The organism is Catenulispora rubra (assembly GCF_015356825.1).
Classification (GTDB): Bacteria; Actinomycetota; Actinomycetes; order Streptomycetales; family Catenulisporaceae; genus Catenulispora; species Catenulispora rubra.
In genome coordinates this window covers 1-13,881 of the sequence record NZ_JAACYW010000013.1, presented here as the reverse complement: position 1 = coordinate 13,881, position 13,881 = coordinate 1, and the positions used below count along the sequence as shown (strand labels likewise).

Below are 13,881 nucleotides of genomic sequence, written 5' to 3'. Positions count from 1 at the left end.
CTGAAATGTCACCCGGGCGAGTGATGGAGCGAGCAGTACCGCAGGAATGATCGCCGGCTCACCCTCCCGGGCGTGGTGCTGCGCGCGTCATCGAGGCCTGCGAGAAAACTGAGCTTGCTGCCGTAGTACGGCATCGAAGTGTCAGGGCGTATCAAGCGATCCGTGGGCGGCCCTGCCTCCGCGTCTGAGGAAGTCGCGTTCGGCGTCGGTCGGCGCGAGTTCGGCGGCGCTCTGGTATGCCGCATCGGCCTCGTCGTCGCGGCCCAGCCGGCGAAGCAGGTCGGCGCGTGTGGCGTGGAACGGGTGGTAGTTGTCCAGGTCCAGTTCCTCGACCAGCGTCAGGGCGGCGGCGGGGCCGTGTACTTCGCCGATGGCGATGGCGCGGTTGAGGGCTACGACAGGTGTGGGAGCCAGTGCCAGTAGGTGGTCGTACAGGGCCAGGATCTGCGGCCAGTCGGTCTGATCGGCGGTGGCGGCGTCGGAGTGTACGGCGTTGACGGCGGCTTGGAGCTGGTATGGGCCGGGTTGGTTGCGGCGAAGGCAGTGCCGCACGATCGCTTGGCCTTCGGCGATCAGGGCCTGATCCCAGCGGGTGCGGTCCTGTTCGTCGAGCAGCGCCAGGGAGCCGTCTGATCGAGTTCGTGAGGGCCGCCGTGATTCGGTCAGGAGCAGCAGTGCGAGCAGGCCGGCTACTTCGGGTTCGTCGGGCATGAGCGTGGCTAGGATTCGGGCCAGCCGGATTGCCTCCGGGCACAGTCCGGTCTGGGACGGGCCGTCCAGCCCGGCGGTGTAGATGAGGTAGATGACGGCCAGTACCGGGCCCAGGCGTTCGGGCAGCTGGTGATCGGCCGGGACGCGGTAGGGGATCCGCGCGGCTTTGATCTTGCGTTTGGCGCGTACCAGACGTACCGCCATCGTCTGTTCGGCCGCCAGGAAGGACCTGGCGACCTCCTTGGTCGACAGGCCGCACAGCAGCCGGAGGGTGAGCGCCACCTGTGCCTCGATGGAAAGCGCCGGGTGGCAGCAGGTGAAGATGAGTCGCAGCCGGTCATCGGACACGGGCCCCGTCTCCTCGGGACCGCCGGGGCCTTCGTTGCCGGGTGAGAGCACCGCCGCCTCCCTGAGCAGCTCCTGTCCGCGGGTCTCGCGGCGCAGGCGGTCGATGGCGCGGTTGCGGGCGGTCGTGGTGATCCAGCCGCCGGGGTTGGGTGGCAGGCCGTCGCCGGCCATTTGGCCAGGGCGCCCGTGAACGCCTCCTGGACTGCGTCCTCGGCGATGTCGATGTCGCCGAACTGGCGGATCAGCGTGGCCACGGAGCGGCCGGACTCCTCGCGGAAGATCCGGCCGACTTCGGTCTGGTCGGGCCTGGGTGCGGCGTCGGGTTCGCCCATGGGCGTCAGGCTCCGGGCTCGTCCCAGAACGGCCGGACCTCGATCGGCCGGCCGATGAGGTCGCTGGTCCTGGTCGCCCAGCCCAGCGCGGCGTCCAGGTCCTCGGCCTCGATGATGTAGAAGCCGCCGAGGTGTTCCCGGGATTCGGCGAACGGGCCGTCGGTGGTCAGCGCTTTGCCCTCCGACATGCGCACCACGGTGGCGGTGGCCGGCTCGGTTAGGCGGCCGCCGAAGACCCAGACGCCCGCGGACTTCATCTCCTCCTGGAATGCCATGACCTGCTTGAAGGACTGCTGCATCTCCTCGTCGGTCATCGGCTCGCGGACCTCGCCCTCGACGCTGTGGACCGACAACAGGTACTTCGCCATGGTGCATCTCCTCGTGCCTGGCGGGCCGATCCCGCCTCCTCACCACTGCTACGAACGGGCCAGGCCCAGATTGACACCTCGCGGGCAGAACCGCTCGCGGTCGACTGGCGGGTTTCGATCGCGGCGCGATACTCTCATTATAGAAGCACTCTCCAGTAAAGAAAGGGATCATCGTCATGGACGCCAGCGAGCTCTTCCGCACCTACCTCGACCGCTTCACGTCCGGCGACACAGCCGGCGCCGCCGAGCTGCTCACCGACGACTTCCGATTCCACGGGCCGATCCTGCAGTCCGAGGGCAAAGCCGCCTTCCTGGCCGGCTCGGCGCAGCTGGGCCCGATCATGCGCGGCGTCCGGATCCACCGGCAGTGGCAGGACGGCGACCAGGTCTGCTCCTTCTACGACTTCAAGATCGAGACGCCGGCCGGGGCCGGCTCGATCCCGATGGCCGAATGGAACACCGTCCGCGACGGCAAACTCGCCTCCGCCCGCCTCATCTTCGACACCGCGGTTATGGCCGCACTGATGCCGACCGCCTAGACAGGGACGCCGCGATGCCAAGCAAGCCCTGGACCGGCTACGGGCGGTTCTGTCCGCTGTCCCGCGGGCTGGACGTGATCGGCGAGCGCTGGACGCTCGTGATCGTCCAGGAGCTGCTCAAACAGCCGTACCGCTACGGCGCCCTGCTGGACCGGCTGCCCGGGATCAGCACCAGCGTCCTGGCCGACCGGCTGCGGCGCCTGGAGCGAGCCGGCGTCGTGGCACGGGAATCCGGCGTGGTCGGGGCCGGCGTGATGTACACGCTCACCGCCCGCGGCCGGGAACTGGAGGAGGCCCTCGGTGCCCTGCGCCGATGGGGCGTGGGATTCCTGGCCGACCCGACAGCCGACGGCTCGGACCGCCAGCACTTCGACGTCACCTACGTCCAAGGCATCGAGACGCTGGCCGACGGCCAGTTCCAGCTTGTCGTCGACGACCGGCCGACGACCCTGTACTTCACCGAGGGGCGGCTGCGCCAGGAACCCGGAGCCGCGCTCGGGGCGGAACTGATCGTGCGGACGGATTCGGAATTCCTGGACCGCTGGGCCGCGGGCCAGACCGGCTGGGACGAGGGCCGCGCCTCCGGCGACGTGAGCGTCGAAGGCCCCGCCGCGGCGTGGCCGCGCTGGCTGGCCGCCACCGGCTACCTCCTGCGAGTCGAGCCGGGCCCCGGCGCCGGCCTCGTGATGGAAGAAGGCAGACATGACTGAGCACCCCACCGACTTCTTCCGGGAGGCCAGCGTCGCCGCGCTCGCCAACCCGGACGTGACGACCGGCACGATGATGGGCTTCCCCTGCCTCCGCCGCGCGGGCGCGTTCTTCGCCTCCTGCGACCACCGCACCGGCGACCTCATCGTCAGACTTCCCCGCGACCGCGTCGAGGAGCTCATCACCGCCGGAGTGGGCAAGCCGTTCGCTCCTGCGGGCAGGACCTTCCGTGAATGGGTCCTGATCGACGACCGAGACGAGATCCACTGGGCCGAGCTGATCGACGAGGCCCGGGTCTTCGCCGGCGGGAAGCGCTGAGCGCGCCGAAGGCTGCCTGGCGCCAACCCGTGGTTCCCGGTCAGGCCGACCGGGAGCGATCGACGACGGCAGCGGCCGTGGTGCTGACGACGCTGACGGCGATCACCGAGGCGATGAACGTCAGGTGTTCGCTGGTGCCGAAGATCCCGTCGGGCCAGCCGCAGACCACCGCCAGTGCTATCGCGAACAGTCCGGCCGCGGCGGTGCGGCGCCAGCGTCCGGTCAGCAGCACGCAGCACGGCCCGACGATCAGCAGCCCGATCAGCACCAGGTGTCGGCCGGAGGCCGCGTCCAGCACCGCCACCGTCGCGCACCAAGCCAGGCCGGAGCCGAACATCCAAGACACCGTGCGATCCGGCCATAGCGAAGGAGCCTGGCCGCCACTGGCACTACGGATGAAAGCGACAACCCGGCTGCGGACCGGCACAGGCGGGACGCCGCGGGTCTGTGCAGGCACGAAGACCACCGAAACGTTCGGTGCGGGCTGGGGACGCAGCCACCACAGGGTCGATCCCACCGCGATCAACACCGGCGGAACGGTAGCCGGCCACACCGGTAGCCGGGTCGCCCCGGCGAGCAGGGTCGCGGTGAACACCAGGTAGGCGGCGATGATCAGCATGCCGGTGCCGCGGGACAGTCCGGCATCACGCCAGGCGAACGCCAGCGCCAACGCGGTCAGTCCCAGCGCCCAGGCCGCCACCAGCACCGATTGCGGGGTCGGGGCGCCGATGCCGAGGATCGCGGCGGGTAGCAGCAGCCCGGCGACCACGTTGAGTGTGTTGCTGTTCAGCGCGGCGCTGAGCACCGCCGCGCCCCTGCCGCGTGCGGCCAGGTACACCGCGGCGACGGCGTTGGGCAGGCTGGTGATCACGGCCAGGGCCAGGCCGCCGGTGATGATCTGCGGGACCTGCCAGCGGTCGCCGAGGTCGGAGGCCGCGCGTTCCATCGCCACGCTCGCTGATACCACGACCACCAGGGCGACGACGGCCACGGCGACGTCGACGGGGCGTCCCCGGCGTGACCGGATCGCCTCGGCGATCTCCGCCTCCTCATCGTCGACGGCCGACGTCAGCCATCGGGTCCAGCGGGCAGGCAGGGGCCAGGCCTGCACTGTGGCGGGCTTGGCCGCGGAGACGGCGATGTAGGGCACGAACACCAGCAACGCGACGGCCAGGGCGACCAGAGGCGTGATCACTCCGGTCACCGCCGCCAGACACGCCGACGCGATCCACAACCCCACCGCACCGTCCAGCAGCACCACCTTGCGGTGCAAGGCGATCCGCCCGGCCGTCATCGCGCCCAGGCCCAGCAACGCGGCCAGGTTGAACACGTTGGAGCCCAGCACCACCCCGGCGCCGACCTTCGCCTCGTGATGCGTCAGCGCGGTCACCGCAGAGGTGACCTCCGGGGCGTCCGCCGCCAGCGCCGCGACCAGCCCCAGAATCGCCTCCGAGACGCCGAGGCGTTCCCCGATCCGCTCCAGACGTGAGACCAGAAGCCAGCTCATCGACAGCGAGGCGACCACCCCGAGGACGAACACCACCAGCGCGTCCGCCGCCGACATCACCGACTCCCTTTCTTCCTGAAGATGTTGCCCCGGCCAAGAACCGCCGCACGACCGGATTATTTGGAACCGAGACATGATTGCGTAGTGCAAACCTACTGCCTATGGCCGGAGCAAGCCGCCTGCCAGGGGCTCAAGCCGCCTGCGGCACGCTCGGCCGGTGTACGGCCGCCAGCACCGACTGGTGGGTGATCCACCCGGCCAGGCCGGTCCCGTCGGCATCCAGTACCGGCAGACCCGCCGGATCCGCGGCCAACAGTGCGTCCAGCGCTGTGGTCACGTCGGTGTCGGACCGGATGGTCTTGGGGGAGTGGACCAACTCGCGCACCGGCTCGCCGTCGCGTCCGCCTTCGGCCAGGACTTCGGCCACCGCCCGGGCGGAAGTCAGTCCGACGAAGGACCCGTCCGCCGCGACGACCGGCAGAACGCCGTGCCGTGAGGCGGCCAGCGAGTCGGCGGCCTCTGACAAGCGCGTACCGCCAGGCAGTGGTGCGGGCAGTGGCTCCATGATCGAGGCCACGTCCAACCCGGCGAACGGTGAGGACGCCGGCGGTGTGGCCAGGTCGATGCCCCGGCGGCGCAGCTTCAAGGTGTAGACGGTGTCTCCGGTCAGCATCTTGCTGGTCAGTGTGGCCACCACGATCGCGGCCATCAGGGACACGATGATGGAGTATTCGCCGGTGAGCTCGAACATGATCACCACCGCGGTGATCGGGGCGCGGGCGGCGCCGGCGAACACGGCGCCCATTCCGATCAGTGCGTACGAGCCGAGGCCTCCGGCCGAGGCGCCGAAGACGTCATGCGCGAGCAGGCCGAAGGCTGAGCCGGCCATCGCCCCCATGAACAGGCTCGGCGCGAACACCCCGCCGGAGCCGCCGATCCCGATGGTCAAACTGGTCGCCACGATCTTCCCGACCAGCAACACCAACAGGAACCCGATCGCGTACTTGCCGGCCACGGCGTTGCCCAGCACCGGGTATCCGACCCCGTACATCTCCGGCAACACCAGCAGCACGACGCCCAGCAGCAGGCCGCCGACCGCCGGCCGGGCCCACTCCGGCCAGCGCCATGCCCAGTCGCAGGCGTCCTCGATCAGATAAAGGATCTTCGAGAACGTGACGCCGACCGCCCCGGCGACGATCCCGAGGGCGGCGAACAGCAGCAGCTGCTTCGGGCTGGCGGTGTGGAACTCCGGCAGGACCAGGAACGGCTCGTTCCCGAACGCCGCCCGGCCGATGACGGACGCGACCACCGAGGACAGCACGATCATCCCGAACCCCTCGGCGGCGAAGGAGGTGAGGATCAGCTCCATCGCGAAGAAGACCCCGGCCAGCGGTGCGTTGAACGTCGCCGCGATGCCGCCGGCCGCGCCGCACGCCACCAGCAGCCGCATCCGGTCCTCCCCGGCGCCGACCACCCGGCCCAGAGTCGACCCCAGCGCCGAGCCGATCTGCACGATCGGCCCCTCCCGGCCCACCGAACCACCCGAACCGATGCACAACGCCGAGGCCAGCGACTTCACGACCGCGACCTGCGGGGCGATCCGGCCGCCCTTGCGCGCGACCGCGTACATCACCTCCGGTACGCCGTGCCCGCGCGCCTCCGGAGCGAACTTGTAGACCAGCGGCCCGTAGATCAGCCCGGCTATCACCGGAGCGAACAGCACGAACCACATCCCCAGCCACGGCACATGCGGGTTCGCGGCGTGGCCGGCGGCGGAGTAGTCGGCGTGACCGGAGAACAGGTGCGTGAACGTGTTGATCAGCCAGCGGAAAGCGATCGCCCCGAGGCCGGCCCCGCCCCCGATCGTCAGAGCCAGCGCCACCAGGCCGGCGCGGCTCGCGACCAGAGCGCTGACCTGCCGCCGAAAGCCTCGCCGCGCAGGAAGCAGCAGCGTGCGGGACGGTATTCGGGGTGGGGCATCGCTCGTGGGGGTCATGGTTTGCATTATGCAAACGTCGCAGGTCGTCAAGTCAAGCCGGTCTCAGGTGCCGACGCGCCTGCCGGCGGCTTGCGGTGCCGGCCCGACATCGGCCTCGGCGGCGCGGTAGAACAGGTGGCATGAGCCCGCGAGCCGCCAGTCACAGCGCGAAGCCGCACGCAACCACCACCCGGCCCGGTTCCGACGCACTCGGCGACGTCGACCGGGTCACCGAGGCCGTGCTGACCGCATCGCGCCTGCTCGTCGCGGTCTCGGCCCGCTCGCTGAGCGAAACGGAGGACAGCCTGACCCTTCCGCAGTTCCGGGCCCTGGTCGTCCTGTCGACGCGCGGCCCGCTGCGCCTGACCCACCTGGCTGAACACCTCGCGGTCAACCCCTCCACCGCGATGCGGATGGCGGAGCGGCTCAACGCCGCGGGCATGATCGACCGCGCCCCGAACCCTGAGAACCGCCGCGAGTCGATCCTGTCGCTGACGGACGCCGGTTGCCGCGTCGTGGAGCAGGTCACCGAACGCCGCCGCGGCGAGATCGCCGCGATCGTCGAGCGCATGCCCGTGGAGCAACGCGACAGCTTGATCGAGGCGCTCGAAGCGTTCAGCGCCGCGGGCGGTGAACCTCCTGCAGCGCATGACCCGATCCCGTTGGGCTGGCAATAGTCCTTCAGCGGCCTTCCGTCTGTGGGCTGTGCTGAAAGCTCTCAGATCCGCGGAAAGCCGGGCCGGGGTCGGCGGTGGTCCCCGGCCCGGCCTGGATCACACGGCGGCGCGTCCGCCGTCGACCGGCAGGACCACGCCCTGGACGAAGCTGGCACCGTCGCCCACGAGGTAGGCGACGGCCTGGGCGATCTCGTTCGGGTCGCCGACCCGCCCGGTGGGCGCCTGGGAGGCGAGCTGGTCCAGGCCTTCCCCCATCGGGGTGGTGCCCTCGGTGCGCGTCGGTCCGGGCGAGACCGCGTTCACCCGCACCCCGCGCGGCCCGAACTCGGCCGCCCACGCCTTGGTCAGCAGGTTGATGGCGGCTTTGCTGGAGCTGTAGAGCGCCATTCCAGGCATCCCGAAGCCGGCGACCATCGTCGAGACCTTCACGATCGCGCCCTGCCGCAACAAGATCGAACGTGACACCGGGTTGGAGCTGTTCCAGCGCAGCGACAGCACACGACATCGGACCGCCACCTACACCACTGTCGGCCGACAGCTTGCCGAACAACTCCGAGCAGCCCTGGGAAACCATCGAGCCGCCAGAAGGAGGACGCCCCCGCAGCGCCGCTGCTGGAAGTGCCGTCGGCTTCAGCCGGATGCGTCCACGCCCGGATCCAGCCGCTTCGGAGCGATGATCCATGCGGCATCGGTGATGTCAACTATTCGATTCTGCCGTCCGGCTGGAGTCTTGCAGGAGGTGGGTGCTGAAATCAGGATCGCTCCGTTGAGGTAGCTCTAGCATAGTGCGATGGGCACCTTCGGGTGCTGCGGCCACAACAGGAAGGCTAAGGGCTTTTCCTTCAGCAAGCCAACTCTCTAGGTGTCGCAGAGCCCTTAGTGTTGAACGTGGGAGGTGACGAATGCAGGAGTGAAGCGCGACATTGGCGATCAGGTTCCACGTCAGTGCTCAATGCCCGGATGCATGGCCTTCGAGGGGTGGCATAAGCAGTACGTCGGCGACGGAGCCGCCGGTCAAGGGGTGGGTTGGTTGCCCTCGTAGGATGCTGTTCCGTTGCAAGGGTATCGCAGGGGTCTTGTATGTGACGATGCCTCCCGGATAGCCTCACTAACCAGTACCGCGACACCTTATGTAATCGATCTGCAAAGGTCGCGGACGCTGGTCCGCGCTGCGTGGGTGTCATTACCGTCACGGTAGCAACGGGGCATCCACGATCATGCGCGTTGCCTCAGGAGGGGTTATGGGAAACTTCTATTCTGGCATGTCCCAAAACACTGAGGAAATAGTCATTCGCGACGTCGTGCGTTCGGTGATTTCTTCCCAGTCCAGTGGGGAGCTTCCGTACTTTACGAGACTGGCGCGTACCGGCGATCCCTGGATCCTGTGGCGCCTGCGTCACCGGCGGGGACGGGACGAGCCCCTGGGGTTCGGGCTGGGCGAGATGGCGACGCTGGCCACCCCGGTGGTCTGGATCACCCTCAACGAGGCGGCCAAGAAGTTCGGATCCGCCGCGGGTGACGGAATGCTCGCCGGCGTGGGGGCCCTGTTGCGCAGGATTTTGCATCGCAAGCCCCGGCTCGCGACCATTCCGCCCCTGACCGAGGAGCAGCGGGAGCGAATCCGCGATGCGGTCCGCCAGGAGCTGGAGAACAGGAAGTTGGGGAATCAGCGTGCCGCCGACATCGCCAACGCGGTGTTCCTGGAGCTGTCGATGGCGCCCGCGCCGACCAAGGAGTAGCGGTGGTCGCCGTGGCGCCTCGCCCAGACGAACGGGCGATGCCTGCCGGGACCGGGGCACGTTTCGCGCTTGTTGTCGCGCTAGCGCTGGTCACCAGCGCCAAGATGGTGCTCGAAACGGCGTACTCCGTTACTGGGAAACGACTCCCGGAATGCGACCTGGCCGCCGGCATCGACGTGTTGAGATCCCCGGACCGGAGCACGCTGGTGGCCCGGCTCACCCAGGCCCGCGCGTATACGAGCTGCGAGACCCGCGTCGCTCCGCCGCCGCCGGTGTGGCTGACGCTGGGCTGGCCCGTTCTCGTGCTCGTCGTGGCTGTCCTTGCCTTCCACACCGATCGATGGTGGCACACCCGCCCGTCGCGGGTGCGCCCGCTGAAAGACTTCGACGATCCGACGAGCGGATACTTCATTTCTCAAGAGGTCGCGAGGCTGCAGGGCCACGCCGGAGTGGGGGCCGAGGTCACTTATGTCGTGGATATCAGTTCTGAGGCTTGCAGTGCCACCGTCCTGGGCAGCACCAGGAATCCGGTGCTGTGCCTGCACTTCGGCCTCGTAGCGCAGAGACAGCAGAGGGCGGCAGACAACGAGGACGACCCGGAGTTCCGTGCGGTACTCCTGCACGAATTCGCTCACATTCGTTATGGCGACGTCTCCGCGGCCCGGGGCACCATGGCGGTTTGGCGGGCCTTCGTGCTCGTGGCGTTACTGCCCTATCTGATCACCGCCGCAGTCCTGGCCACGAGAGGACCCGTCCGGCCGGGACTGGGCGGCATCAATCCGGTCGACACGCGGGACATCTTGATCTCGCTCGTGCTCGCCGCTCTCGGGTACCTTGCGCGGTGCGACGTGCTGCGCAACCGGGAGATCTACGCCGATCGTGATGCTGTCCTCAATCACTGCGCGGCGAGGCAGCTCTGGCTGCAACACAGAACCGGCACCCTGTCGGGGCCGCGGCGGGCGGCCCGCGGGTTCGCCGGGTTGTGGCGCAACCACCCGAGCTGGGATCTGCGCGCCGCGTCTCTGGACGATCTGCACGTGCTGTTCGTGGTGCAGGCGGTGCCGGTGTTCCTGGCCGGCGTGGCCGCCGCGCTGATCGACGCCGACTTCCAGTACGGGAACGTGGTCTATTTCGTGGCCGGCTCGTGGATGGGGGCGCCGTGGATCGTCCAGGCTGCGGGAGCGCTGTCGGCCATCCTCATCACCTTGATCGTGGGAGTCGCGCTGTGGCGCCTGGTGGCGTACAGCGGCCAGGAGGGGAGCACAGCGCCGACAGGCCCGCGCGCGGTGGTCACCGGGTTGCGGACGGGTCTGTGGCTCGGCGCCGGCATGGCGGTCGGCGATCTCACCGCGGGCCAGGGCACGATCGCTCAGCTGGTTCCCGCCAGGCCGGAGATGCTTCTGATCGTTCTCGCCGCCGGCGTGGGGTTCGCCGTGTGGACCGTGCAGTGTGCGGGCGCGTTGCTGGCCCGGTCGCCGGGCGGGATCCCGCGTTGGGCCTTGACGGCGGGCCTGGCTGGTGGCTTTCTCGCCCTGTCCTGGTGGTTCGCCTGGTGGACGGGTTTCGGGAGCCCGTACTCGACAGGCATCAGCATCTCTCCCAGCGGCTTCCTGCGATACATGAAATACTTCTACGGTCAGCCGGTCGTGCATCCCACCATTCTCAACGTGGTCAGCTGGTTCGAGTTCGTGCTTTCCGAGCTGACCTACCCGCCGCTCGACCTGTTGGCGGTGGCCGCGGTTTGGATGATCCCGCTGTTGGCATGGGCGCGCCGTGGCGGCTCCTTCGCAGGCGGTCTGCCTTCCCTCCGCACACCTCTCATCTGGGCCGCGTGCGGCGCGGTAGCCACTTGGGCCTGCGTCGTGTGGGCGCAGGCGTATATGCACCGGACCCAGCCGGTGCAGCCGTTGCACGGCCTGTATGAGTTTTCGTATATGTGGCTGATCCTGGGAGCGCAGGTGGGGCCGGCCGTGGTGGTCGCGGTGGGAGTGGGGTTGCGGCAGAACCGGTTCCGGCTGCTGGCCTCGCTAGTCGCCGCCGAAGCGACAGTGCTCGCAGGCTTCGCCGGTGTCTTCGTGCTCGTATCGACCGACGGTTGCATCCGGCCCCTGGACACCCTGGAAACCTCCTGCTCCTGGCGGCCCGGCCTGATCGTGTGGGGCTTCTCCACCCTGGTGGACGTGACGGCCGTGGTCGCCGCCCTCGTCGCGTTCGCCGTGTGTGTGGTCGCCCTGGCCCACCCGGCAGCACGCCGGGATCACGGCGAGTTTCAGGCAGCGCGGCCCCGGTCACCGATCGGGTCCGGGCACCGGAAGACACCGGTGTTCACAGGGCTAGCCGGGGCGACTGCCCTCGGCGTGGCAGTCGCCGGTGTCATCATGAAATTCCCGCAGCAGTCCCGGTACGTGAGCCTGGCCAACCAGGTCACAGCCTCGGTGGGCTTCGGAATGGGTCTGTCCTCGGCCCAGCAGGCCTCACCAGATCCGGGAACCGCGGCACTGGAGGTCGGGTACTGGAGCAATCTCGGCGGCGCGGACCTGCTCAACCGCCTCCAAGCCGACGCGGCGAGGATCTTCCCGGTGCTGGCCGCCGATTACACCCTCCAGCACAAGTACACGGTTCAGGACTTCCTGGCCATCGAGCCAGCGTGTGCAGACATCGTCGCGGTATCTCAAGACAGCGCCAACTACTTCCTGCTGCCTGATATCAAGGCAGGGCCGTGGTGGTCCGGGTTCACTCAGTACGCCGGGGCCGGAGGCCACGGCTGCGAATCCGCTATCGCGCTGCTGCCGCATGATCAGCTCAGCACGGCGTTCTGGACCGCGCTGAACAGCAGCCTCAAGCAGATCAGCCAGGCGTACGTCAACACCGGGTTCATCGCGGCCCGGATCGAGGCCCTGGAAGAAGCTGGCGGAATCACCGGGTACGACAACGCCATCGCGGGCCCGCCGCTGACCGTCTTGCCAGCGCCGGCTGGGACACGAGGCTGGTCCCAGACCAGCGGCACCGGCAACCCGATGGACCTCGCGGTCGCTGTGGCGAAGCTCTACCCGGCGAGCGACTGGTCTATCGAGAAGACATGGCTGTCCAGCCACGAATTCGTCTCGGCGGCCAGGGAGGGCTGGACCTACGCCGACGGCACGCAGGCAGCCGTCATCATCAACCGATTCGCTGCCCCGACCGATGCGGCGAGCCAGATCGGAACCTGGAACACCTACTTCCGCCAGGAATCCGCGCCTTCCCCGCCACTGACCGACCAGGTAGACGGCGGTGTGGGCACGACCATCCCGGCCTCGAAGCAACAGTCCTACGCCAAGACGGAAATGGCCGCGCAATTCGGCGTCTACGTGATCGAAATCCAGGTCTACGGCCGCACTCCGGCGCCCGACATCGCCAAGGACCTCCTCCGCCAGCAGTACACACTTCTCAAGGCAGGTGGTTTCTGATGCGCCACCGGACGGGTCGTTGCAAGAGCCTGGACGATGTAGACGCCGACTGCAGCAGTAGCGCCGTGGAGGCCAGAGCGAAAACATGCCAACCGGAGCCTGGCAAGGCATTTCTTCGCCTTCAGGCGGTACAACGTCGGCGGACGAGGACGGCGACTGACGGCCGGCCAGGCACCGTCAGCGGCTGTATCAGCAGGCGCTGGAGTAGGGCGACTTCGTCAAGTAGTCAGTCACGCTCTCACTCAGGGCACTTAGACAGTCGTGACGTACGCGAGACCGCGAGCTGGTATCGCAGCGCGTAGAAGACCACATCGGCGGGGGTAGGGCTCATGGCACAGTACGCACCCGGGCAACTGATCGACCGGTACCAGCTGGCTAATCTGATCGCCCGCGGCGGCATGGGCGAGGTCTGGAAGGCCTGGGACAACGAGTTGCACGTCGACGTCGCACTCAAGCGCGTGAATCTGGCTGATCCGGACGCCACCGCCGACGACTGGGCCGAGGCAGTCGCGCGCGCAAGGGTCGAGGCACGGATCGGAGCCAGGCTGCGTCGTCACCCGAACGTCGTGACCGTGTTCGATGTCGTCACCGAGGCCGACGGCATGCCCTGGCTGGTCATGGATTACGTCGAAGGCCGGACGTTGCTGGACCAGCTCAAGACAAACGGGCCTCTCCACGAAGACGAGGCGGCCAAGATCGCCGGTGCCATGCTGGACGCGCTGCAGGCCGCCCACGCTGCTGGGATCATGCATCGCGACATCAAACCCGGCAACGTCCTACTGGGCGTCGAAGGCAGTGTCTTCCTGTCCGACTTCGGCATTGCCAAGCGCCTCACAGACACGTCCATGACCGTCACCGGCAAAATCCTGGCATCGTTCGAGTACGCCGCTCCGGAACGGATCGAGCCCACTCTCGGCGACCCGGACGGAACCGCCGCCGATCTGTTCTCACTCGGCGTCACGCTGTATGAGGCGGTCGAGGGAATCTCGCCGTTCCGCCAGGACCCACCATCGTTCCTGACAACGATCAACGCCATCTGCACCAAACCGCACCCCCCGATGACCAGGGCGAAGCGCCTTGCGCCACTGATCAACCAGCTCCTGGCGAAGAATCCCGCCGACCGGCCCGGCATCGACGAGGCACGGACGCTCTTGGTGGGGAAGGGGCAGGATCGTACCGAGAAGGCCGAACCGCAGCCTCCGCCGCCACC

The 13,881-nt window shown here is 68.4% G+C and carries 10 protein-coding genes and 2 pseudogenes; 7 read left to right on the top strand and 5 right to left on the bottom strand.

Annotated features, from left to right (window positions below; all coding sequences use genetic code 11):
- Nucleotides 1–141: 141 nt before the first annotated feature.
- Nucleotides 142–1,391, bottom strand: a pseudogene (locus tag GWK61_RS06195) (RNA polymerase sigma factor).
- 5 nt (nucleotides 1,392–1,396) lie between these two features.
- Nucleotides 1,397–1,759 (bottom strand): YciI family protein, encoded by a 363-nt coding sequence (locus GWK61_RS06190; RefSeq protein WP_194905922.1) that lies wholly within the window; start codon nucleotides 1,757–1,759, stop codon nucleotides 1,397–1,399.
- A gap of 176 nt (nucleotides 1,760–1,935) precedes the next feature.
- Here GWK61_RS06190 and GWK61_RS06185 point away from each other — a divergent pair, with 176 nt between their 5' ends.
- Genes GWK61_RS06185 through GWK61_RS06175 form a run of 3 tightly spaced genes read left to right on the top strand, consistent with a single transcriptional unit; the run spans nucleotide 1,936 to nucleotide 3,324 of the window.
- A complete protein-coding gene (locus GWK61_RS06185) occupies nucleotides 1,936–2,298 on the top strand; it encodes a nuclear transport factor 2 family protein (RefSeq protein WP_194905920.1) in 363 nt (120 codons plus the stop codon).
- A gap of 14 nt (nucleotides 2,299–2,312) precedes the next feature.
- Nucleotides 2,313–3,008: a winged helix-turn-helix transcriptional regulator gene (locus GWK61_RS06180; protein WP_194905918.1), complete on the top strand. Its 696-nt coding sequence runs from the start codon at nucleotides 2,313–2,315 to the stop codon at nucleotides 3,006–3,008.
- Nucleotides 3,001–3,324 (top strand): hypothetical protein, encoded by a 324-nt coding sequence (locus GWK61_RS06175; RefSeq protein ID WP_194905915.1) that lies wholly within the window; start codon nucleotides 3,001–3,003, stop codon nucleotides 3,322–3,324. The genes GWK61_RS06180 and GWK61_RS06175 overlap by 8 nt, the downstream gene beginning before the upstream one ends.
- A 40-nt stretch (nucleotides 3,325–3,364) precedes the next feature.
- On the opposite strand, the gene GWK61_RS06170 is transcribed toward GWK61_RS06175, so the two are convergent.
- Nucleotides 3,365–4,888: a sodium:calcium antiporter gene (locus GWK61_RS06170; protein ID WP_194905913.1), complete on the bottom strand. Its 1,524-nt coding sequence runs from the start codon at nucleotides 4,886–4,888 to the stop codon at nucleotides 3,365–3,367.
- A gap of 133 nt (nucleotides 4,889–5,021) precedes the next feature.
- A complete protein-coding gene (locus GWK61_RS06165; RefSeq protein WP_194905912.1) occupies nucleotides 5,022–6,836 on the bottom strand; it encodes a chloride channel protein in 1,815 nt (604 codons plus the stop codon).
- 113 nt (nucleotides 6,837–6,949) lie between these two features.
- On the opposite strand from GWK61_RS06165, the gene GWK61_RS06160 reads away from it, so the two are divergent.
- Nucleotides 6,950–7,486: a MarR family winged helix-turn-helix transcriptional regulator gene (locus GWK61_RS06160; RefSeq protein ID WP_194905910.1), complete on the top strand. Its 537-nt coding sequence runs from the start codon at nucleotides 6,950–6,952 to the stop codon at nucleotides 7,484–7,486.
- A 96-nt stretch (nucleotides 7,487–7,582) separates the two neighbouring features.
- Here the strand turns inward: GWK61_RS06160 and GWK61_RS06155 are convergent.
- Nucleotides 7,583–7,927, bottom strand: a pseudogene (locus GWK61_RS06155) (SDR family NAD(P)-dependent oxidoreductase); the annotation flags it as partial.
- A gap of 800 nt (nucleotides 7,928–8,727) precedes the next feature.
- On the opposite strand from GWK61_RS06155, the gene GWK61_RS06150 reads away from it, so the two are divergent.
- From GWK61_RS06150 to GWK61_RS06140, 3 genes are all read left to right on the top strand, one after another.
- Nucleotides 8,728–9,225, top strand: a complete 498-nt coding sequence (locus GWK61_RS06150) for a hypothetical protein (RefSeq protein WP_194905907.1) — start codon at nucleotides 8,728–8,730, stop codon at nucleotides 9,223–9,225.
- Between the two features lie 38 nt (nucleotides 9,226–9,263).
- Nucleotides 9,264–12,671 carry a M48 family metalloprotease gene (locus tag GWK61_RS06145; RefSeq protein WP_194905905.1) on the top strand — a complete coding sequence of 1,136 codons (3,408 nt, stop codon included), beginning with the start codon at nucleotides 9,264–9,266 and terminating at the stop codon, nucleotides 12,669–12,671.
- A 329-nt stretch (nucleotides 12,672–13,000) separates the two neighbouring features.
- The coding region (locus tag GWK61_RS06140) for a serine/threonine-protein kinase (RefSeq protein WP_194905903.1) at nucleotides 13,001–13,881 on the top strand (881 nt) is incomplete at its 3' end.